Genomic DNA, 23,273 nt, shown 5'->3' on the forward strand with positions numbered 1-23,273 from the left:
ATAATTAACTTGATTTTCTATACATAAAGAAGGTGAAATACAGTGTATAAATATGATTTACATGTACATACGAAAGAAACCAGTCCATGTGGTAATGTATCTGCAAAAGACATGATAAAAATATATAAGGAGAATGGTTATTCAGGAGTTGTTGTAACTGATCATTATAGACCTTCATTTTTTGATAATAGTGAGTATTTGACATGGGATGAAAAAATAGATGATTATCTGAAAGGATATAAATTAGCTTATAGCGAAGGTGAAAAATATGATATAGACGTGTTGTTGGGGATAGAACTTGCTTTTAAAGCAGAAGGCGATAAAACTAATGATTATCTGATATATGGTATAACAGAAGAACTATTGAGAAGTAATACTGATATTCTAGAATTAGGAATTACAGGTCTAAGTGAATTTTGCAGAGAAAATGATTTGCTATTATATCAAGCTCATCCATTAAGGAAGTATTGTTATTTGGCAGATATAACTCTTTTAGATGGAATTGAAGTACATAACGGCAATCCAAGACATGATTCACATAATAACGAAATAGAAAAAATAGCAAAAGATAATGATATGCCTATGATATCTGGTTCTGATTATCATGATCCAGGTGATGAAAATAGAGGAGGTATATTTGTTTCAACTAGAATTACAACTAATGAAGAGCTATTGGTGATATTAAAATCAAAGAATTATACTTTATTTAAAGGATAGAGATTAACACCTTGCTAGTCAAGTCTAATTTATTAATCTATTTTTCAAGAATAATATAATAGTTGAATTAATATATAGTTTGTGATAAAATACTAGTGTTAAACTTTAGGAGGTGTAACCGTGGGAGCATTAATAATAATTGTTGAGATAGTATATTTTGTTTTATGCATTGGATTGATTTCTGTAGTGCTTTTGCAAAAAGGAAAAGCAGCAGGATTATCAGGTGCGATTGGTGGAGCTGCTGAAACTTATTGGGGTAAAAACAAAGCTCGTTCTATGGAAGGAAAACTAGAAAAACTTACTAGAATTGGCGCAATACTTTTTATTGTTTTATCAATAGTATTAAGTTTACTAATCAAATACCAATAATATATATAAAGCACTTTGCAGCGAAGCAGGGTGTTTTTTTATTAATATGTTTCTATGGCTAATATTACCTAATTTACTTATTTTTAACTTGATGCAAGTAAATTTTCAGGTTGGTTTGCAGACATTTTAATTAGCTTTTAAGTGTAAAATATTAAAGTGGGAAAATTGAGAAATTATAAATGGATTGGTTTTAGATAAATAATAAAAATAGATTTAACAAATACTATAAGTAAAAATCTTGCTTAACTATATAAATAATGAAGGTTGAGTAAATTGGTTGAAAGATGAATTTTTAGTCAAGAATAAAAATAAATTAATGAAGGTGAAATATGGAGAATACAATTGAAGAAAAAAGACAAGTCATACTAGACATAATTAATCATAAAGATTATAAACCAATGAAAATTAAAGAACTAGGAATTCTATTAGGTATAAATGGAGATGCTGAAAAAAGAAATATGTTAGAAGAAGTACTTCAGGAATTAATAGCTAGTGGAAAACTCATAAAAACAAAGAGAGGTAAATACGCAAGACCTGAAGCAGTAAATATGATAGTTGGTAAGTTTATTGCGCATGCTAAAGGTTTTGGATTTGTTGAGATTGAAGGCGAAGAACAAGATATTTTCATTCCTGCTTCATACGTTAATGGTGCTTTTAATAATGATATGGTTGCTGTAAAACTCATTAAGAGAGATGCCAGAGGTAAGCGTAAAGAAGGGGAGATAATAAAAATTATCAAACGTAATGATAGTGATGTTATTGGAATGTATGATAAAAGTAGAAACTTTGGATTTGTTATTGCTGATAACAAGAAGTTCACTAAGGATATTTTTATTTCAAAAAGTAAGAGTAAAGGTGCTGTTTCTGGACATAAAGTAGTTGTTAAGATAACCGATTGGGGTAATGAAAGAAGAAATCCAGAAGGAGAAATAGTAGAGATAATAGGTCATATAAATGATCCTGGCACGGATATTCTATCTATAGTTAGAAGTTTTGAATTACCTATGCAATTTCCAGATACAGTAATGAATCAACTTGAATATATACCATCTGAAGTATTAAAAGAAGATACAGAAGGTAGATTGGACCTTAGAGATGTGCAGATGGTTACAATAGATGGAGAAGATGCAAAAGATCTTGATGATGCTATAACAATACAGAAAAATGATGATAATACATTTACTCTAGGAGTTCATATTGCGGATGTAACAAATTATGTTACAGAAGGTTCTCCTCTTGATACAGAAGCATTACGTAGAGGAACCAGCGTATATCTAGTTGATAGAGTAATACCTATGTTACCTCATAAGTTATCTAATGGGATTTGTTCATTAAATATGGGGGTAGACCGTTTAGCACTTTCTTGTATTATGGATATAGATAGTAAAGGTAATGTGATAAATCATAAGATAGCTGAGACTTTAGTTAATGTTGATAGGAGAATGACGTATACTAATGTTAAAAAAATATTAGTTGACAAAGACCCTAATGTGGTCACTGAATACAAAGATTTCATTAAGATGTTCGAGAATATGGAAGAACTGGCTTCTGTTCTTAGAGCAAAAAGGAAAAGAAGAGGTTCAATAGATTTTGATTTCCCAGAAGCTAAAGTAATTCTCAATGAAAAAGGTGAACCTATAGATATCATACCATATGACAGAAATGTGGCTACAAGAATCATTGAAGAATTTATGTTGTTAGCTAATGAGACAATAGCAGAAGATTATTACTGGCAGGAACTTCCATTTGTTTATAGAACTCATGAAGAACCAGATCCTGAAAGGGTTTCTGCACTTGCTTCTTTTATACACAATTTCGGATATAATATAAAAGGAGAGGGAGAAATACATCCAAAAGAGATTCAAAAACTTTTGATTGAAGTTGAAGGGAAACCAGAGGAGGGCATAATCAGTAGATTAGCCTTACGTTCAATGAAAAGAGCTTGCTATACTGTAACAGGTGATGGACATTATGGTCTAGCGACTAAGTATTATACTCACTTTACTTCACCTATTAGAAGATATCCAGATTTGCAGATCCATAGAATCATCAAAGAGAATCTGAATGGTAAGATAGAAGATAAACGTATAAGACACTACAATGCTATATTACCTAATGTAACTAAACAAACTTCAGAGGCAGAAAGAACAGCTGAAGAAGCTGAAAGAGAAACAATAAAACTTAAAAAAGTTCAGTATATGGAAAAACATTTAGGTGAAAAATTTGAAGGGGTCATATCTGGTGTTACTGCATGGGGATTATATGTGGAATTACCTAATACTGTTGAAGGACTTGTTCATGTGACAACTTTAGATGACGATTATTATATCTTTGATGATCAAAAGCATATTTTTATAGGTGAGCATACAAGTAAAATATACAGAATGGGAGATACTGTTGAAATATCCGTTACTAGTGTCAATAAAATTGAAAGAACTATTGATTTTGAATTAGTCGAAGAAGAATCTAATGAAGAAGAATAGAATTTTATAAAAAATTGTTAAAAAATGTAAAATTAATATATTTATGTAATAAGTTGTACAAATTTCATCATCACATTACTTGCAATAATTATAATTTATGATATAATATATCTCACGGCAAGTAATGGTGGTGATATTATGGCAAATAACTATAAATTAATAGCACAAAACAAAAAAGCATGGCATGATTATTTTATTGAAAATACCTATGAAGCAGGAATAGTATTAATAGGTACTGAAGTAAAATCCCTTAGAATGGGCAAATGCAGTGTAAAGGAAAGTTTTATTAAGAATATTGATGGAGAGTTATTTATTTTAAATATGCATATTAGTCCTTATGAAAAAGGTAATATATTTAATAAAGATCCTCTCAGGACAAGAAAACTTTTATTGAATCGATATGAAATCAATAAGATTCAAGGTGCTGTTGCTACTAAAGGTTATACTATTGTTCCATTAAAAGTCTATTTAAAAGGTAGTTTAGTAAAAGTTGAGATTGGTATAGCAAAAGGTAAGAAGAAGTATGATAAACGCCAAGATATTGCTAAGAAAGACCAACGTCGTGAAGCAGAGAAAAAGTTTAAAGTTAGTAATTTATAATAAATTACAACAAACCCAGTTAATAATTTAAGATTAATAGCAATAAATAAGATATTTAGCATTTATTTACTATGAATCTTAATTATCATATACGGGGGTGTACTGGTTTCGACGGGGATCACAGAAGTACGAGCAGCCATTCGCAGATCACTGGGCCTGCGTCATCAACCTGGTAAATTAAATTAAACGCAGACGAAAATAATAATAATTTCGCATTTGCTGCCTAATTAGGTAGCTGTCTCACCTTAGTGTCCCGTAGCTAAGACTGAGGCACAAAGATGAACGGGCAACTTCGATTCCAAAGCTTTGAGGAAGAGAAAGATCTTATGAAGCTACTAAAGTCTACAGCCTGTCGTTAGGCGTTAGATGGAGGGAATGTTAAATTAGCGACTGTAATGGGAGATACTCGGATGGATGGATTTTCGGACAGGGGTTCGATTCCCCTCACCTCCATTAAACAAAGTTACAATTAAATCTATCAACTACATTTTAAAGATGGTTATTCTTTTTACAAAAGAGTTAACTATCTTTTTTGTATTTATATGGTTTGCCTTTAATATTCTTATGTTCTACTAGGTAGTTTTTTATTACACGCCTAGTAATTTTTGATCCATAATTAGATTTTATTTTTAATAGCATTAAAAATACGATTTATCATTATGTTAATTTCTTTTATTTTTTTATTAAATATCTCTAGATTATTGTTGGTTTCCCGGATTTTATATTGGAAATATTCAAATATATTATTAGTAAGTGTATCGATATTTTGCGTTATTTCTTTTCCAATTTGTTCAATGACTATATTATCTAAGACTTCTTTGTTTATATCTTTGTTGTTGCATTTCCGTTTGCTTTTTTAAGCACTACACTAGTATCTTATATATTCTTTATTTCCTCCCTCTATACCACTTGATCCAGTTTTTTTATTGAATTTTAATGGAATATAAGCCTTTGATAATCAATCCTTTTGGCTAGAGTTATAAATCTAAAAAAAGTATTAAATTTGACAAAAAATGTGTTTGCTGCATTGAAAGTATAAGTCAGAATAAAAAAGATGTCAAATTTAATAAAATATTGTTATTATATATTATAATAATACTTTTATATAAATTGTTATTTAATTAATTTGAATTATTCATAATTTTGTTGAAAATAAATAAAACATATGATAATATATACTATAACAAGCTTGTTCAAATATGTTTCAAAAAAATAAGGAGGATTATGATGAAAATATTTTTAAAAAATGTATTAATGAAATGCTTAGTATTGACTTTAGTTATGGGATTATCTACTACGTCTTTTGCAGGAGAAGTAATTACAAGTAATGAAACAACTAATAATAATTTTGAAATTGAAATTCAGAGGCAGAACTTAAATGATAACTCAGAAATAATTGTTATTCAAGAAAATGATGGAACTCTTAGAGCAATAAACAACACAGATGCAATGAGTAGGTCAACAGCAGTTTACTGTACAGTTAAGGTTGCTTATTGGTCATCTAGTTATGTTTATATAAATGTATCTGCTAATGCATCAAGTCCTATAAAAAAGGTTACAGGGACATTAAAAGTAACAACTGCAGGTTGGTTTGGAAGTGACCTTGATACAATTAATGTTAATCTGAGAAATAGTGCAGGTAGTACTACTTTAAATGATCAATACTCTGCATGGGTTGGTAATGAAGATGCAATAAAACTTAAATTCTATAACGTTTATGCAACAGATCTATATGGAGAAACAGGCAGTTTAATTTCATGGAACTCAGGAACTATTAATAGACCCTAAGTATAATTCTTGAATGTCTACATAACTACCATAAAGAGAGCCTATATTAGACCCTCTTTTATGGTAGTCATAATTAATTTGGAAAGGAAGAGTGTGACGCATTAATCTATGCACTCGATAACTAAAGATGCTAAAACAAGTGCCTTTACATGAGATACATAACCAAGATACTGATAATGGGAAAATAACTATAGATTGGGATTTAATCAATGCAAATGATATAGGTTGTTTAGATGGTTCTAAGGTAGAAAAGATAATAATAAACAATATAAATATTCAAATATGTTTAGGGATGCTATTTCCTTTTAAAGATTTCGTAGGGAATGATAACTTTAGGGAAAATATTGGATTTATAAGTAATAAGTCAGTTGCACAAAAAATAAATGAAGTTCAAAAAGTTTTTACTAATTTAGTTATAATTAAATACAATGGAGAACCATGTGCAATACAAGTTTCTATACCTAGTAAAGAGGTATTTCAGATTTTTAATAAACTATCAATAGAGAATAAATTAAATCAGTGGGTACGCTATTTTTTGTTGCGTAAGCCGAAAGATGATGTTACAGAGGTTGTAGGTTATGAATTTATTCTACAGAGTCAGTCATCAATTGTATCCACATATCGCAATGACCTTAATAAAGATGAGTTTTTTAACTATTTTAGATTTAATAAACGAAATATGATCAGTAAGAAATGTATTCCTATTAATGGCTTTACTTTAGATGAAGTTATTTGTGATCCATATATCTCAGCTTTTAATAAAATTGTAAAAAAGATGTATGTTTATACTTCAGAAGGAATAATTCCATCAAAATATGATAAATTTATTACATGGATTGAAAATTAATCAAAGAGTTTAGTATGGTCTTTTTTTATTTTACTAAATGTTATGAAAACGTTTAAGAACTCCCTCTCTCAACTTGTTAGCGCTGATAGGTTAGGGGGAGGAGGATAGTTTATTTATAAACAAAAGTATTATTTTGAATTTAAGAGCTATTCCACTAAGGGATAGTTTTTTCTACCCTCCTGCCAATTATCGAAAAAGGAGAGATGTAACTAAATAGAATAATATGTAAGGGGTGAGTCCAATGATATAGCTATTATATCTTTAACATTCAATATGAAAAATTGAAAGGACAAAAATTATGATATAATCCATAAATCTATTATAAGTATCAATATAACTGCAACTATAAAACATATATTAGCATTTTTTATTAGGAGGGGATAAACTTGCAAAGAAAAAAATGCTTTTTGGCAGCACCATTCAAAAGTTTGGTAGATAATATAACATCTAAAATGAAAGATGAAGATATTATAACAATTACTAATTTAATCCAATATCTGGAGAGAAAGGGATATGATGTGCATAATGCTCACAAGAGAGAGTCTTGGGGTAAAAACTTTATGTCGCCAGAAGAATGTACAAAGATTGATTTTGACGAAATTAAAAGTTGTGATTTGTTTATTGCATTCCTTGGCAAGTCTGCATCTCCTGGTACTCATATTGAAATTGGATGGGCATCTGCGTTTGGTAAACCGATTGTTCTTTTACTATTTAACTCCGAGAAAGATTATGCTTACCTTGTTCGTGGACTATATACTATTGGGAATGTTAAAAAAATTATATACAATAGTGAACAAGACTATGTAAATGCTTTGGATGAGTATTTTAAGGAGATAGAAAATGAAGTTTAATAGATTTCAAGATGCATACTTGTATTACTTAAAGAGAGCATACTATGAGCCACAGTTTGAAAATAGTCCCAGAGGTAACAAAAGTAAGGAGATTCTAGGTATTTCATTTACACTTACTAACCCAATTGATAGAGTTTGTTACATTGCAAAGCGAAAAATTAATATTGTATTTAATTTTGCTGAAGCTATATGGTACTTAACAGGGAGTAATTCTCTTGAATATATATCCTATTACGCTCACAATATGAAAAAATACTCTATGGATGATAAGACATTAACAGGAACAGCATACGGTCCTAAGATATTTGCCTATGGATCGGATAATATCAATCAATGGAATAGAATTATTGACTTATTTAACGAAGACCCTGATACAAAAAGAGCATTCATTTCAATATTTGATGTAAATGAAGAACTGGCTTTATCAAATATTGATGTTTCATGTACTATTGGCCTACACTTTTTAATAAGGGATAGCAATCTTTATATGTCTACTTTTATGAGGGCCAACGACGCATATCGAGGCGTTGTAAGTGATATATTCTCATTCTCTTTTATTCAAGAATTTTTAGCTGCACAATTATCTTTAGGAGTTGGTAACTACTATCATAATGTTTCTACTTATCATGTATATGAACCAGATTATAAGCGAGTTGCAGAACTTCTAAATGTTGAGAAGGAAAAATGTCCTAATTATTCATTCCCCTCGATGCCGCGAAAAGATAATTGGGAGGATTTAAATATTGTTGCCGACTATGAACGGCAATTAAGAGAGAATGTCAGAACAGTTAGTGTAAAAGAAATTAACAATTTGGCAGTTGACGCATATTGGAAACAGGTTGTCTTTCTTTTTGCTGTTTACAATAGTATCCAGTATTGCGGAAAAATCAATCGGGATTATTTCAATGAACTTATACCACAATATCAGTATCTGATTAAAAATCGTTGGAGTGATAAACTAGAGGGAGTATGATAAACAATGAAAACCAGTTGGAAATCTAGAGATGTTTCAAGTAAGTTTGATAAGTACAATGACATGCTCGAAAATATATTGGGTTTTAACTTTTTATTTGACATTATTAAAATTGATAAATCTATAAATACTATTCTTGATTATGGTTGCGGGCCGGGTAAGGTTTCAGCTAGGCTTACGGCGTTAAATCCGGAATACAATATTATTGCTGTAGATGAATCTGAAAAAATGCTTAGCATTGCCAAGTCTAAAAGGAATCACCCTGGTATAAGCTATCAACTTATAAGCAATGATTCTCTTTTATTCCTTAATGATAACTATATTGACTGTGCCATTATTTGCTTTGTCATTATAAATAATAGTGATAAGAATCGGATACAGAAAATAATCAATGAGATTCATCGTGTCTTAAAGCCTAATGGCAAGTTGCTTATTTTGGATTCTAACCCAAATGCGATAGGGATAGATTTTACAACCTTCCGTAATGGAGACTTAGGAGTATGTTATGAAAATGGCTCATGTAAAAAACAATATCTAAAAATCAATGGAGAGCAGAATTTGATATTAAATGACTATTATTGGACACGAGAATTATACGAAGATATATTATGCAATGCAGGATTTGAGTTACAAAAGATAATAGAGCCTAAAATCAGTGATATACCCATTGATGAACTCAGAAGCTTTGAGAGTAAATACAACTTTAGTCAATGGTGTAATGAAGATGCACAGGCTCCGTTTATTATATTTCAATCAACAAAAAGAAAGGAGCAAGAAAAATGAAAAATCCAATTTCTCTTTTATTGTACTATATACTACCTATAATACTTATGTTTAGTGGGTGTAGTACCAATCCGCAACCAGAAAGTTCAACTTTAAATGTCGCATTATATGGTTACGTACCCGACCAAGAACGATTTGAAAAAGCAGTAAGCAACGCATGGGCAGAAGTGCATTCTGATGTAGAACTGAACTTCATAAGCTGGGATTGTTACGAAGAGGATCCTACTAATGATTTGGACGTATTTGTGTTTGATTCAATATTCTTGTTAAGTTTTATAGAGAATGATTATTTGTTGCCAATTCCCGATGATAAAATACAGAATAAGGATGATCTCTTATCATTTGCTATTGATGGTTGTACCATTGATGGAGATGTATACGCAATTCCTCAAATTGTGTGTACAAATCTGCTCTACACTAGAAAAAATGACACAGAATTAACACCTGTCAAAGACGTTGTTACATTGCATGAAATAATTGGAGACAGAATTTTGCAAACTGAAATTCCAGAGGAAAACGAAGGCTTGCTTATTGATATGTCTGGTGGAACATCAAAAATTTGTATGTATTTGGATGCTTTAATTGATGTCAATCAAGAGTACACTGATTACTACGAAACACCCGATTTGAATAATATTTCCTCGGATGTTATTGCATCGTTGAGGCTGTTACAGGCTATGGGTGGTAAGGCACAAGTTAATTACTGGCCTGATGATAATAACGCATATGTGCGTGCAAATTGGTTCCAAGATGGTAAAGGACGTGCGTATATTGGATATACCGAAGCTATGTCTGCTATGGATGATTTCGCCAACGATATAAATTTTTGCCTTTATTCCTATACAAAAGGTGAAAATATACCAACGTACTTTGGTGATATTGTAAGCGTGAATTCAAAGATAAACAATGATAAAAAAGACCTTGCTTTTGAGTTGGTCAATGTCATTACTGCCACTGATACTGTTGTTACGGCAATATCAGCAGATGAGAATAACCAATATCCTCAATATCTCTTACCAGCACGATACAGCATTTATGACGCACTTGATAGTACATATCCGATTTATAACAAACTCAAAGAGATTGCTTCGTACTCAGAAAATTGTCTATTTAAGATAGGACCTAACGCAAGAGAATTTATTGAAGATGCAAAAAAAATAATTCCTGGACTTTTAGATACTACTACTTCTTTGGATATACCCGAAGAAGAAGTAGATATGGCAGCTTAAAACTTTTACAATGGGTTTTAATACTTTTGTGGGCATTACACTATTAGTAATGATTCTAGTAAATATTTTATGCATTACTATGAATAAAATTGTTAATAAACAATTGATGAAGAAAGGTGGGGCATATTATGTCAAATAGTAAAATAATAATTCAGAACGGTATTATCGTTACCTTAAATAGTAACATGGAAATAATTGAAAATGGAACAATTGTAATTGAGGGTAATAAAATCATAGCAGTTGGCACAAATGATTGTCTTGGAGAGCAATTTGACAAGAGTGACTATAAGGTTATTGACGCAAAAGGGCATATTGTAATGCCTGGTCTTGTTGATTTGCATTTTCATAGTGCTATTGGCCGAGGCTATGGAGATAATTTACCCCTGTATGAATATTTAATGCAGTTGTGGTATCCAATGATTAGGGCTTTGACACCAGAAGATGCATATTGGGCAGCTTTATGTAGTTATTCAGAGGCTATTCGATCTGGTACAACCTGTGTAAATGACATGTGGAGACAAATGGAATCATGTGGTCAGGCAGCTATTGATATTGGTATGAGGGCTGTGTTGAGTAATGATGTTGCAATACCAGAAGAAAGACTTGATACTCTTGAGGACAATTTGCTTCTTTATAATAATATGCATGGAAAAGCTGAAGGACGTATTGAGGTTTATATTGGAATTGAGTGGTTACCGCTGGCCTCTAAAGACCTTTTAAAAGAGGTATCTAAAATGGCAAATGAACTAAAGACAGGTATTCATATTCACTTGAACGAATCGCTTTCAGAGGTTGAGATATGCAAAGAAAAGTTTGGCAGACGCCCAACTGAGTTGGCTTATGATTGCGGTATATTGGGAAAGAACACCGTTGCAGCTCATTGCGTTTGGCTATCTGATAAAGAAATTGCTCTCATGGCAGCTACTGGTACTAGTATATCGCATAATCCTTCATCTAATGCCAAACTTGGGAATGGGATTGCTCGTGTACCGGAAATGTTGGCGAAGAATATTAATGTTGGTTTTGGACATGACGCAGCAGAATGTAATAATAGCCGCGATATGTTTGAGGTTATTAAATGGGCATCTCTCATACATAAGGCAAATCGTGTTGACGTATCTTTAATGCCTGCCGAAGATGTTTTAAGAATGGCTACTCAAAATAGCGCCAAGGCTCTTAAACATAACACAGGTTCAATAGAAGTAGGCAAATTGGCTGACATAATACTTATTGACACCAAGAACGAGCATTATGTCCCACTGGTTTTAGGTGAGGATACGAACATTTACGCACATTTAGTATATTCGTCATGTGGCGCTGATGTGGTCACATCCATAATAAACGGAGAAGTCGTTATGGAAAACAGAATACTCACCAAAATTGACCAATACCAAGTAATGGAAAAAGCAAATACTGCCTTTAATCGTATTTTATCAAAGATAAGGTAACTCATAGTAAATGCTCAAAAGAAATGCTCTGTTTCATAATTATAATTACCATTTGTGCGGAAAATTGGATTGTAACTTTACAACTTGGTCCAAATACTTGGTCACATCTTATAGGTAATTAAATACTATTGTTAGTTAATATTCAAGAAATAGTAGTTTTGAGAGGGGCTACTATTTCTAGGGGAACTAGCTATTAAAAACTTTAAACTAGAATATCTATATTCCATATTAATTGTAATATTATGTTAAATGAAACAATTTAATAGAAAATGTATTTAGGACTAGACAGAACAAACGTTCGGTAGTATAATATTAAAATGCACTTGGTAATACATGGAAGAGACAGGAGAATGACTATGAAAGAAATAAAGGAAGAGGAATTAATTATTAAAGCTTTACCTAAATTATCAAGACACCAAATAATAAAATTACATAGTATTATAAAGGGAATGATTAGATATAATTTACATAAAAAAAATAGTCCTATTACATAGGATATTTTTTTGCTATTTTTTCTTAATATGTTCTGTTTTAGATTATCTGTTAATATTTATCGGGAAACATTTCTGTTTCGGAGAAATATTCTATTTCTTCCATAATTAATAAAATTAAATAATAAAATATTTTAGGCTTATATTTTAGATGAATACCATATACAGATACTTGAAGTTTTGTCACAAATGTTTTTATATAATATATCTTTTTGTATCTTAATTTTTTTATTCAATATAAAAAGTACAAATACCAGCGACTTAGTGTATTACTATATACAGAAAAATTCTATATTGTTTTTATGGTATAATATCTCTATAGATAAAAATATTAGTTCGTTTTATAGGATATATAAAAAAATAAACTACTAGAGAGGTTAATACTATGAAAAAAGAAACCTATGTACACAAAAGGAAAATACTTACAAAAATAATACTAATAACAATTTATATTACCTTTATTGGATATTTATTAGGTAACGTACAAAGCATCGCAGATTGGAATTATAGTATTCATGAAATGTTATACATACCATGTTATATTGCATATTATTTATTCCCATTAGAACTGTGTATCTGGTTATATTATGCTATCAAATCTATTAAAGAACCTAGAGATAATATGATGAAATATAATAATATAAAAATGTATTTGAGGAACTCATTATTAGTAGTATCTGTAATGGCGATATTATCATTTTTCTATATTCAATCTATGAATATATCAACAACAGGATTATTTGAAGTAGAAAATAAATTTAACAAAACAAATGCTTATTATATTCAGATTAATAATAAAAACATTAAGTGTAGTAAAAATGAATATAATCTGGTTAAAGAAGGAGACTTATATATGGTTGACTTTTCATGGAATAAAAAATGGCCACAAAAAGGTAGTTTGAAATATATTGAACCAACAGACATATCTGAGTAAGTAATGTTGCAATAATATTAAAAATTTAGTTCTGTAACATTGCCATTAGGTTTGAACAGAAATTATATATAATATAATTGGGGGTGTAATATGGTAACAATAAGTAATAGGATACATGGTAATTTAAGCATATTGAGGGTGATCTCTCTTGTTTTTATACCATCGATACTATTAACGTCAATTTATATCTTAACAGGTTATTTACAAAATACGATTCCATCACTTTTGATATTTTTCCTTTTAGCTTTGTTTATTTTGTTTCCAATAGAGTTGTGGGTGGTATTACATGCAAGCAAAAAAGAATACGGAAAATATTCATTAAAAAGTGCTTTTTCGAATCATCAAAAACAACGATGGTGGATTATATTTGCATATGGTGCTTTGCTATGGGCTTTTGCAGGTATTATGTCTGCAACAATCGCACCGCTAGAAAATATGTTATTTGCCCCAATTACAAGTCGACTAGCACAGATTATTCTAGCATTCTTTGATTGGAATAACATGGATTATTTAAAACAATATTCAAAGAATATTTTGGTATTGACTTGTATTGTATATTTTATTTTGAATGGTATTATTGGTCCCATAGTTGAAGAGATATTTTTTAGAGGTTACCTTACATCAAAAATAAGTAGATATGGGAAATATGCTCCAATCATCATAACAGTATTATTTTCCTTGTACCATTTCTGGCTTCCGTTCAATAATTTATTTCGAATTGTGATTTTTTACCCTGTAGCTTATTGTGCTTGGAAGAAGAAAAACATTTACATATCAATAGTATTTCATAGCCTATGCAATATGATATCAGTCTTCAGCTTTATTGTTACAGTATGGAATTAATCAGTCTATGAATCTAGTAAAAGAATAGGACACAATATTTGTGAAATTATAGTTTTGAAAAATAAAGAACGTTATATCTAGTATGACAAGTAGAAAAGCTTGTCTTTTTTTGCGAATTTTGTTATCAATAATTGACATATATTTTATTAATCAAAGTGTAAAATTATTAGTATACAAATTAATATACAAGGAGGATTTTATATGAAAAGAAACAAAAGAATAATTTGTGTACTCTTAGTATTATTTACGGTATTATCAAGCAGTGTTTTGGTTAATGCTGCTTCATGGCCAGTTCTTAAAAGAGGAGACAGTGGGGTTAATGTGGAAAGCTTGCAATACCTATTAGTTTCTAAAGGTTATACGAAAATGAAAGTCGATGGCACTTTTGGTGATGAGACATATAGAAATGTCAAAGGATTTCAAACAGCAAGAGGACTAGAAAGAGATGGAATAGTAGGGGCAAAAACTTGGGAAAAATTAATAGTAACATTAAAACGTGGAGCAAAGAGTAATGCTGTAAAAGCGGTCCAATGCCAATTAGGTATAGATGAAGATGGTGATTTCGGTAAAGGAACAGAAAGTGCAGTCAAAGTCTTCCAAGAAGGTCATGGTCTTAAGGTTGATGGTATAGTTGGTCCAACAACTTGGCGATATCTTCTTAATTACTAAATCTCTAGTACATAGCATAAGCCTGCGTCTGTTTTTCTAAAAAGCCTGCAGGCTTATATCTTATATAAATACCATATCCCAGTATTATTTCATATCTTAATTCATATTATATCTATAATTATCACAATAAAAAAAAAATTTAAAAGGCTGTATAAAATACAAATAAAATGTTATGAATGTATACTAATTAAAAAAATATTTTGTGTAAAAATTAATCAATTGACTAATGAAATATATTAATGGATTATAACTAACATAATACGTACATTTGATTCCTCTAAAGAGATTGAGTTAATACGAGATAAACTGGATATTTAGTATTTATATCAAAACTATAATTTGAAATGGACATAATATTCCACAATTAGTTATGAATCAATTGAAATATTATCAATAATAAAATATAATAAATAGGAAATGGTTTGAGAGAGATCAGGCATAACCTTAAAGAGAGATATTAAAAGTAATTGAAAGTGGGAGGACAGTATGCGTATTATCTATGGCAGCATTTTAATTTGGGTTTCAATAATAATGGTAATAAGTTACCTGTTATTGAATTGTATTAATTTTAAAAATAAAAAATACTTGAGAATAATAATAGGAAGTATTTTATGTATATATGGATTATTAGGTTCTTTTACTTTGCCAAGTTATTTTTTTAATAGAATTAGCCAGGCATCATGGGCTGACATAGAATTTCTAAAGTGGGCATCTGAAAAGTTTAGTTTTTCTGTTAATGTTTTAGCTAGTATCAGTATTTTAGTTATTATCAGCTCACTAATAATAATATATTTTTCATCAATTAATAAGATATCTTTGGAATGGTCTGTAGTAGTTGTTATGTTGAGCCAAATTTCTTTAATTATAATAGCTTTTATAATGGGAATGTATACAATAAATAAAAGATTTGATATCGCGTCTTATATTTTAGGAGTAGGATATTTTAATTTCTTAACGTTATATGGGATTTACGTATGCAGATGGGTTTTTTATTATAATATGGTAGATGATAAAATCCCAAATAAAACTACAGAATGATTTGTTAAATAAAATAATATTTCCATTTATTCTTTGTTAGTAAAATGTTTGCTATATAATTCATACTATAGCAAACATTTTTGAAAAATTATATTCTGGAATTAGTGACTTGTAGATGTTATTTTTAGACCAATAATTCCTAGGAGTATCAACAACAAGAAAAAAACACGTGTTAAGTTACATGGTTCTTTAAAAAAGAGAATACCTACAATAATTGAACCTAGTGCACCTATTCCAGTCCATATTGCATATGCAGTTCCCATTGGTAATGTTTTTGTTGCAATAGATAAAAGATAGAAACTTATTATCATACCTATTACTGTAATTATTGAGGGGTATAAACGGGTAAAACCATTGGAATATTTTAAGGCTGTAGCCCAAATCACTTCAAATACACCAGCAACAGTTAAATAGAACCAAGACATTTTATTACCTCCTTTAACGATTTTTATAGTATAATGACAAAAAAATAAACCCGGAAAGATATTATAATAATATCCTCCCGGGCTTTTATCCCTCCGTGTACACAGTTCCTGTGCGTTTTCTCTTGGACCAGGCCAGTCTATAACTGCGGAACCCTAGAAAACATATAACTGCTTTATTATGCAATATATATCGACAAATGTCAACATAATAATTCATATGTTCATGACAAAATTATATTAAAATAATATTGGTATTTATAGTCTTATTTTGCGAATTTTATGTTCTGAAATTTACAAAATTTTTAATATTTTAGGAGTATTATATTAGAGTACTAATCATAATAAAGGAGGTAATAAAATGAAAAAACAATTATTTGTGTTATCATTAGTAGTATGTGTTGTACTAACAATTAGTCCTATTACTTATGCTAAAAGTTCTGTAAATGTAATGAAACAGACTAATGATGTACAAGCAGTAATGAATTTGCAAAATGAAGGTTTACCTGCACCTGGATATATAAAAGGTGATAATGTACCATTTAAATCGAGAGCAAATGACTCTTCTGTAACATTAGGTATTTTTGAATTTGGTGAAGAAGTAGTTGTAAATTATTTTACAGGAAATTGGGTTTCAGTATACAGAATTGAGACTGGTCAATATGGATATGTTAACAAAAGATATATATCTTTTGGAGCAGTTTAAGAATTAATCAATAAATAATTGATTAGTACATAGTAAGCAGGCTATTATCAGTAATGGTGATTGTCTGCTTTTGATTTTTTGTTTTAATAACGAATCTAATAATAACCGATAAGTAATGCAAAGTTTGGTCTTTAATATTGTTCATTGTCAAATTATCTGATATTATATAAAAAATTAATCTTTTAATATGAAGAAAATATAGGATAAAAAATATAGAGAGATAATTATAAGATAAAGCATATATAGAGTTTATGAATGGATAGATATTCCACAACAACAAACTATATTATGATATGGGAAGAGGTTTATATGAGTAAAAATACTAAATGTTTGATAGATTTGCTAGCATTAGCGATAATATATTTTAGGTTCTTTTATGGAAAATGGAAGATAGACGGAAAAGATAAGTTGATTATAAATACCACTATGTATATATATATTTCTTTTGTATTATATTTTACATTAATGCCTGTAATTGTATCCATTCCATCTATATTTAATCATCGTTATGTTGTGATGAATATGAACCTTTTAGAAGATTATTTTGCAGGCAGGGGTGATACGGTTCGTCAGATTTTACTTAATATAATTATGATGGTTCCCTTTGGATTTTTACTACCCATTATTAAAAAACGAAATTTATGGTTTTGTATATTATGGACATTTTTATTTAGCTTAGGGATAGAAATACTTCAGCCCCTATTTGTTAGGTCTGGGGATATAACCGATTTAGTAACGAATACGATAGGTGGAATATTGGGATATGTAGTATATTCACTTTTCAAACCAATAATTGAAAGGATAATCTTTTTATTTCATCAATAATTACTGAAATATTTTGCGCATTTTTAATAGAATTCTTAATTTTAGTTTTAATAGACAAAAATTTTGCATCAGTAAAAAAATAAAACACCAATAAAAGACTTATTTGTTTTAATATTTAGCATATGGATTGTTTTGAATTTGAAAAATGTAAGATAATTATATGAGATTGTGTTGACTACTCATAATTATATTGGTATACTTATAATATGCAACCGAGTTTCACATAATGAAACTTAATAGAAAACATAAAAAGGAGGAAGTATCCACAATAATTTGTGGTGCGTAAGAAAAATGATTATTAGAGAACCTGCAAATTCAAGAGATTTTAAACATTATACAACAGACAGATTAAGGGAAGAATTTTTAATCCAAGATTTATTTCAAGTAGGAAAGATTCAACGTGTCTACAGTCATATAGATAGGATAATTACAATGGGTTATTGTCCAGGAGATAAACCTCAAGAACTAGGTGAAGGTTTGGATATTTGGAGTACTCTAGGTACAGATTATTTCTTAGAGAGAAGAGAATTAGGTGCTATCAATGTTGGTGGAAAAGGAACAATTAAGGTTGATGGAAAAGAGTTCACTATGAATCATCAAGATGGTATTTATGTAGGTATGGGAGCAAAAGAAGTTGTTTTTTCAAGTGAAGATGTGAAAAATCCAGCTAAATTCTATACATTAAGTGCACCTGCTCATAAAACATATCCAAATGTACATATAGATATTACCAAAGCAAAGCAAGTTAAATTAGGTGACCAGAGTAATTGTAATAAAAGAACAATATTCCAATTCTTACATCCAGATGTATTGGAAACATGTCAATTAAGTATGGGTCTAACAAAAATGGAAAGTGGAAATGTATGGAATACATTGCCTTGCCATACTCACGAAAGAAGAATGGAAGTTTATTTCTACTTTGACTTGTCAGAAGATGATGTTGTATTCCATTTGATGGGAAAACCTGATGAAACAAGACACATTGTTATGCGTAATGAAGAAGCAGTCATTTCACCAAGTTGGTCAATTCATTCAGGTTGTGGTTCAACAAATTACAGTTTCATATGGGGAATGGTTGGAGAAAATAAAGCATTTACTGATATGGACGGAATTGATATGAAGGATTTGAAATAATAATTAAATAAAAGGACATTGCTTTTAATTTAATAATAGGGTAGATATAGAATAGATATTTTAACATAATTTATCTATTCTATATTTTTCTACATAACATTTATAATAAATAGCAAACCTAAATATGAATAAGTTAAATTGTCACAAGCATTTTATTGAGAAACATAAGGGAAAACTGTATCATTACTTATAGAAATCGGGATCTATACGTGCATCAGGGAATCTTTCAATCCAATTTTTTTCTTTATCGGTAACATGCCCAACTGATGCGCATAGAACTGTATACTCATTCTCGCCATCGACTCCAATTAATGCATCGGCTTTATCTTGATAATATCCACCAATAGTACAACAGCCACAACCTATAGTCTCAGTTGCTAAATATAGTTGATGAGAAATATGTCCTAAATCAATTAACATTATCTTATGTGACGTTTCTTTGTACCTCCATTCTCCACGGTACGGAGTGCATGCCCAGAAGAATATGGCTGCTGCTTTTGAAGTGAATATTTGGTCTTGACTTTTATTTGTAAATACTTCTGATGTTTTTTCTGAAATACGGATGATTTGTTTTTCTAGTATTATTTGATTCGACAATGGCAAATATCTCCATATCCCCTTTTCAAGGCCTTGTACGTTGTTTATGGCAATGTAAGTTTCATATGCATTGATACATCCTCCTGCTGCAACTGGACGAAGATAATTTCTGCCTGAACCATCTTTTATATAACGTCTATACCCACCGATGACTTTTTTAACCCCTTGGGTACACCACAGTAAAAAAGACAACTCTTCAAGATTCATTGGTGTTTTTGAGTAAGACCTTCTACTGATTCTACTTGATATGATTTCAAAAAAATCAGCCTTAGGAACTTTATCTGAAGTAATTATTGGTAGATCAACTGTAATTGAATTCTCATTAACTGATTTTTGAAATTCAGGTTGAGGTATACCTTTGGCAATATCTGCAGTAGCAATTATGTCATTATTACCTAATAAAGATTTCATGAAATCTCTGTTCATATTATAATTAATCATAAATTTGCTCCCTTCAAATATGGAATAATCATATTATATTGGAATATGATGGGTAATACAAGTCTATATTTTGATACTAACAAGTGTTATAATATAGATATAGGGAAGTATATATTTTCAGTATAATAATCATATTCTAGCCAGTGGTTTATTCTAATAAGGGAAGGCGAAAGGAATGTTATATATTATGATTAATTTTAAGATTGACAATGGTGTTTTTAATTTTCGTGTAGCTGGAATATTGTTTCATGATAATAAAATACTTGTACATAGGTTGATTAGAGATGATTTTTATGCTTTTCCAGGAGGAAGAGTAGAAATGCATGAAACTACTGAAAATACAATTATTAGAGAAATGAAAGAAGAATTAGGGATTAGTGTTAGTATCAATAGATTACTATGGGTTTTAGAAAGCTTTTTTACTAATAAAGATGATAAGTATCATGAACTATGTTATTATTATCTGATTGAATGTAATGACAAAAGTATTTTAGATAAAGGAGATAAATTCTATATTACTGAAGGTAAGAACGAATTTGAATTCAGATGGATAGATGTGACTAATATCGAAGATATAAATCTATATCCTGAAGTACTGAAAGATAGAATTGATAAACTGCCTTATAATATTGAAAGGATAGTTGATATTAATTAATATGGGGCAAGATTAAAAGTGATTATGTAATTTTCTTAGATAGAGCACAAAGAAGTTGTGCCTCATAAAAGATTACAAGAAAATAGAAAATAGAACTTTCATATCTTATAAAATAAAAGGTGGTAAATATTATACTTACCGCCTTTTTGTAATGCGAATAGGAAAGTTCTTAATTAATTGAATCTCCCCATATTAGAAATATGGAGGCATGGAATCAAATGAGGCCATATAATATTCTTCGGCAGCCTCAGCATCAGCTTTAGTTTTATGAATAGTTCCAGGTGGATGTTCAGGGGGTGCATAGATTGCGTACAATTTGAGTGGTGTATCACCTGTATTGGTGACATTGTGCCATTTACCAGCAGGTACCATAATTGCAAAATCATCAGCAACTTCTTGTTGAAAATACAACATATCTTCTTTGTCTCCCATCTCAACAAGGCCTTCCCCTTCTTCTATACGTATGAATTGATCTACATCCGGATGTAGTTCTAGACCTATGTCTTCTCCAACAGGGATACTCATTAGAGTAACTTGGAAATTTTCCCCTGTCCATAGAGCTGTACGGAAAGTATTGTTTTCTGTAGTGGCTTCCTCAATGTTAATAACGAATGGTTCTGGACCATAATCCATTAACTGGGTATGTCTTGAATTGCGTGGTGAAGCATTGTTTTGATATGCAGGATAAGGTTCATATTCATTGCTTCCTCTAGATGATTCATATATTGGCATATCAATCCAGTAAGGAGACGGATAGGGTTCATAATCTCTATATATGATGATCAGTCCTTTATTCTACTTTACAATATCATATGATTCACAATTATTAGTGGTGAATAATTAAAATTTTTATTGACCAGAGTGGTTTGTTGGTGTATAATTAAAACAAACAACTGACTAACTTGGTCGGTAATTAATTGGAGGTGAATGGCATGGAAGATGTATTAAATCATATGGAACCCGAGAAAAAACTAAGATTGATAAACAGTGCAATGAAAGAATTTGGTGAAAATAGGTTTGACAAAGCATCAACTAATGTAATAGTCAAAGATGCAGGAATTTCAAAAGGATTACTATATTATTATTTTAAATCCAAAGAAGAACTTTTTGAATATCTCATAGCTTTTTCCATGACACTAGTTGGAGAGAAAATTGCCAACGATATTGATTGGGATAAAGGAGATCTGTTTGACAGAATTATTGATATATCAAAAGTTAAAATGAAAATTATGGAACAATATCCATATCTAGTAAGTTTCAGTAAAAATATGTATGAAGGTAAATCTATGGCTGACATCAAGAAACTTGTAGAGACCTATATACCTAATATCTATGTAAAAGCATACACTTACAATATTGATTATTCGCTTTTCCGTGAAGGAGTAGATGTAGAAAGAGTAGTAAAAATGTTCGAATTGTTTTTAAATGGATATGCAGAAGAACTTCTTACCAAACTAAAACATGCTAACATTGGTTTTGATATAAAAGAGATATTCAATGAACTTAATGCTTATTTGAAAATTTACAAGGAGGCTTTTTATAAGTAAAAAATAAAAATCTAGGAGGAATAAAAAATGATATCAGTTAAGAATCTTTCACATTCGTACAATAATGATGGAAAATTGGCAGTTAATAATATTAGTTTTCAGGTTGAAAAAGGAGAAACTTTTGGTTTCCTAGGACCATCAGGTGCTGGGAAATCAACAACTCAAGGTATACTGACTGGATTATTAAAACAACAAGATGGTGAAGTCATAGTTGCAGGCTATGATTTGAAAAAGGTACAAAATGAGCGTTTCAATAAAATAGGTGTTTCTTTTGAACAATCTAATGTATATAGTAAACTGACAGCTCTTGAAAATCTGAAATATTATGCTGATTTGTTTGATGTTCCTACTAGAGACCCTATTGAATTGCTTAAGATGGTAGGTCTAGAAGATAGAAAACATGATCGAGCAGGTGAATTTTCAAAAGGAATGAAACATAGATTGACTTTTGCTCGTTCCATGATTAATAGTCCTGAGTTATGGTTTCTTGATGAACCTACAACTGGACTCGATCCAGCTATTGCAGCTGAGATTAAAGATGTCATAAGAGAGCAAAAATCAAAGGGAATCACTTCTTTTTTGACAACTCATAATATGTATATCGCAGATGAATTATGTGATAGGGTAGCATTCATCATTGATGGTGAGATTAAACTTATTGATACACCTAAGAACTTGAAGTTACAATATGGCAAGAAACTTGTAGAAGTGGAATATGTGGATAATGGTAAACTTATCAAAGAAACTCTTAAGACTATTGATGATAAAGATAAAAACAGAATCGCCAATATAATTAAAAATTATGATATTCAAACAATGCATACGAAAGAGGCAACCCTAGAAGAGATATTCATTCAAGTAACTGGAAGGGGGCTTATATAGC

At 30.2% G+C, this 23,273-nt stretch carries 25 protein-coding genes, 1 other RNA gene and 1 riboswitch; of the genes, 23 read left to right on the top strand and 3 right to left on the bottom strand.

Annotation, left to right across the window (positions count from 1 at the left end; translation table 11 throughout):
• Positions 1-42: 42 nt before the first annotated feature.
• The 17 genes from QMG30_RS08225 (at position 43) to QMG30_RS08305 (ending at position 16,063) form a co-directional block, all read left to right on the top strand.
• The gene (locus QMG30_RS08225) at positions 43-717 is read left to right on the top strand and encodes a PHP domain-containing protein (RefSeq protein WP_281814396.1); all 675 of its coding nucleotides are present in this window, start codon (positions 43-45) and stop codon (positions 715-717) included.
• 120 nt (positions 718-837) lie between these two features.
• Positions 838-1,086 (top strand): preprotein translocase subunit SecG, encoded by a 249-nt coding sequence (gene secG, locus QMG30_RS08230; RefSeq protein WP_281814398.1) that lies wholly within the window; start codon positions 838-840, stop codon positions 1,084-1,086.
• 329 nt (positions 1,087-1,415) lie between these two features.
• Complete coding sequence (gene rnr, locus QMG30_RS08235; RefSeq protein WP_281814401.1) at positions 1,416-3,569, top strand: ribonuclease R; 2,154 nt, start codon at positions 1,416-1,418, stop codon at positions 3,567-3,569.
• Between the two features lie 138 nt (positions 3,570-3,707).
• Complete coding sequence (smpB, locus tag QMG30_RS08240; protein WP_281814403.1) at positions 3,708-4,169, top strand: SsrA-binding protein SmpB; 462 nt, start codon at positions 3,708-3,710, stop codon at positions 4,167-4,169.
• A 93-nt stretch (positions 4,170-4,262) separates the two neighbouring features.
• Positions 4,263-4,625: a transfer-messenger RNA gene (gene ssrA, locus QMG30_RS08245) on the top strand.
• A 771-nt stretch (positions 4,626-5,396) separates the two neighbouring features.
• Positions 5,397-5,957 carry a hypothetical protein gene (locus QMG30_RS08250; RefSeq protein WP_281814405.1) on the top strand — a complete coding sequence of 187 codons (561 nt, stop codon included), beginning with the start codon at positions 5,397-5,399 and terminating at the stop codon, positions 5,955-5,957.
• Between the two features lie 139 nt (positions 5,958-6,096).
• On the top strand, positions 6,097-6,804 hold the full coding sequence (locus QMG30_RS08255; RefSeq protein WP_281814408.1) for a hypothetical protein: 708 nt from the start codon (positions 6,097-6,099) through the stop codon (positions 6,802-6,804).
• 386 nt (positions 6,805-7,190) lie between these two features.
• On the top strand, positions 7,191-7,655 hold the full coding sequence (locus tag QMG30_RS08260; RefSeq protein WP_281814411.1) for a nucleoside 2-deoxyribosyltransferase: 465 nt from the start codon (positions 7,191-7,193) through the stop codon (positions 7,653-7,655).
• Entirely contained in the window at positions 7,645-8,628 is a 984-nt protein-coding gene (locus QMG30_RS08265; RefSeq protein ID WP_281814414.1) for a thymidylate synthase, read from the top strand. The genes QMG30_RS08260 and QMG30_RS08265 overlap by 11 nt, the downstream gene beginning before the upstream one ends.
• Before the next feature lie 6 nt (positions 8,629-8,634).
• Complete coding sequence (locus QMG30_RS08270; RefSeq protein WP_281814416.1) at positions 8,635-9,411, top strand: class I SAM-dependent methyltransferase; 777 nt, start codon at positions 8,635-8,637, stop codon at positions 9,409-9,411.
• Positions 9,408-10,640, top strand: a complete 1,233-nt coding sequence (gene bcmE, locus QMG30_RS08275) for a thiamine pyridinylase (RefSeq protein WP_281814419.1) — start codon at positions 9,408-9,410, stop codon at positions 10,638-10,640. Before QMG30_RS08270 ends, bcmE begins: the two co-directional genes overlap by 4 nt.
• Before the next feature lie 128 nt (positions 10,641-10,768).
• Positions 10,769-12,088 (top strand): amidohydrolase family protein, encoded by a 1,320-nt coding sequence (locus QMG30_RS08280; protein ID WP_281814422.1) that lies wholly within the window; start codon positions 10,769-10,771, stop codon positions 12,086-12,088.
• Between the two features lie 356 nt (positions 12,089-12,444).
• On the top strand, positions 12,445-12,582 hold the full coding sequence (locus QMG30_RS08285; protein ID WP_281814425.1) for a hypothetical protein: 138 nt from the start codon (positions 12,445-12,447) through the stop codon (positions 12,580-12,582).
• 382 nt (positions 12,583-12,964) lie between these two features.
• Positions 12,965-13,513, top strand: coding sequence for a hypothetical protein (locus QMG30_RS08290; protein ID WP_281814428.1), 549 nt, complete (start codon positions 12,965-12,967; stop codon positions 13,511-13,513).
• 90 nt (positions 13,514-13,603) lie between these two features.
• A complete protein-coding gene (locus tag QMG30_RS08295) occupies positions 13,604-14,356 on the top strand; it encodes a CPBP family intramembrane glutamic endopeptidase (protein ID WP_281814430.1) in 753 nt (250 codons plus the stop codon).
• 201 nt (positions 14,357-14,557) lie between these two features.
• Complete coding sequence (locus QMG30_RS08300) at positions 14,558-15,025, top strand: peptidoglycan-binding domain-containing protein (RefSeq protein ID WP_281814432.1); 468 nt, start codon at positions 14,558-14,560, stop codon at positions 15,023-15,025.
• Positions 15,026-15,511: 486 nt separating this feature from the next.
• Positions 15,512-16,063, top strand: a complete 552-nt coding sequence (locus tag QMG30_RS08305) for a hypothetical protein (RefSeq protein WP_281814435.1) — start codon at positions 15,512-15,514, stop codon at positions 16,061-16,063.
• 101 nt (positions 16,064-16,164) lie between these two features.
• Here the strand turns inward: QMG30_RS08305 and sugE are convergent, their stop codons facing one another.
• Positions 16,165-16,488, bottom strand: a complete 324-nt coding sequence (gene sugE, locus QMG30_RS08310) for a quaternary ammonium compound efflux SMR transporter SugE (RefSeq protein WP_281814439.1) — start codon at positions 16,486-16,488, stop codon at positions 16,165-16,167.
• Positions 16,489-16,560: 72 nt separating this feature from the next.
• Positions 16,561-16,656: riboswitch (guanidine-I (ykkC/yxkD leader) on the bottom strand.
• Positions 16,657-16,846: 190 nt separating this feature from the next.
• On the opposite strand from sugE, the gene QMG30_RS08315 reads away from it, so the two are divergent.
• The 3 genes from QMG30_RS08315 to kduI all read left to right on the top strand — a co-directional run bounded on the left by QMG30_RS08315 (position 16,847) and on the right by kduI (position 19,150).
• Positions 16,847-17,191 (top strand): hypothetical protein, encoded by a 345-nt coding sequence (locus tag QMG30_RS08315; protein ID WP_281814441.1) that lies wholly within the window; start codon positions 16,847-16,849, stop codon positions 17,189-17,191.
• 309 nt (positions 17,192-17,500) lie between these two features.
• Positions 17,501-18,016 carry a VanZ family protein gene (locus QMG30_RS08320; RefSeq protein ID WP_281814443.1) on the top strand — a complete coding sequence of 172 codons (516 nt, stop codon included), beginning with the start codon at positions 17,501-17,503 and terminating at the stop codon, positions 18,014-18,016.
• A gap of 291 nt (positions 18,017-18,307) precedes the next feature.
• Positions 18,308-19,150, top strand: coding sequence for a 5-dehydro-4-deoxy-D-glucuronate isomerase (gene kduI, locus QMG30_RS08325; protein ID WP_281814445.1), 843 nt, complete (start codon positions 18,308-18,310; stop codon positions 19,148-19,150).
• A 183-nt stretch (positions 19,151-19,333) separates the two neighbouring features.
• On the opposite strand, the gene QMG30_RS08330 is transcribed toward kduI, so the two are convergent.
• Positions 19,334-20,188 carry a SagB/ThcOx family dehydrogenase gene (locus QMG30_RS08330; protein ID WP_281814448.1) on the bottom strand — a complete coding sequence of 285 codons (855 nt, stop codon included), beginning with the start codon at positions 20,186-20,188 and terminating at the stop codon, positions 19,334-19,336.
• Positions 20,189-20,363: 175 nt separating this feature from the next.
• Between QMG30_RS08330 and QMG30_RS08335 the strand changes: the two genes are divergently transcribed.
• A complete protein-coding gene (locus QMG30_RS08335; protein ID WP_281814450.1) occupies positions 20,364-20,843 on the top strand; it encodes an NUDIX hydrolase in 480 nt (159 codons plus the stop codon).
• A gap of 192 nt (positions 20,844-21,035) precedes the next feature.
• On the opposite strand, the gene QMG30_RS08340 is transcribed toward QMG30_RS08335, so the two are convergent.
• Entirely contained in the window at positions 21,036-21,575 is a 540-nt protein-coding gene (locus tag QMG30_RS08340) for a cupin domain-containing protein (protein ID WP_281814452.1), read from the bottom strand.
• Between the two features lie 200 nt (positions 21,576-21,775).
• On the opposite strand from QMG30_RS08340, the gene QMG30_RS08345 reads away from it, so the two are divergent.
• Both QMG30_RS08345 and QMG30_RS08350 read left to right on the top strand, forming a co-directional pair.
• Entirely contained in the window at positions 21,776-22,390 is a 615-nt protein-coding gene (locus tag QMG30_RS08345; RefSeq protein ID WP_281814454.1) for a TetR/AcrR family transcriptional regulator, read from the top strand.
• A 27-nt stretch (positions 22,391-22,417) separates the two neighbouring features.
• Positions 22,418-23,272, top strand: a complete 855-nt coding sequence (locus tag QMG30_RS08350) for an ABC transporter ATP-binding protein (RefSeq protein ID WP_281814457.1) — start codon at positions 22,418-22,420, stop codon at positions 23,270-23,272.
• Position 23,273: the final 1 nt, after the last annotated feature.

The organism is Vallitalea longa, from assembly GCF_027923465.1.
Taxonomy (GTDB): Bacteria; Bacillota; Clostridia; order Lachnospirales; family Vallitaleaceae; genus Vallitalea; species Vallitalea longa.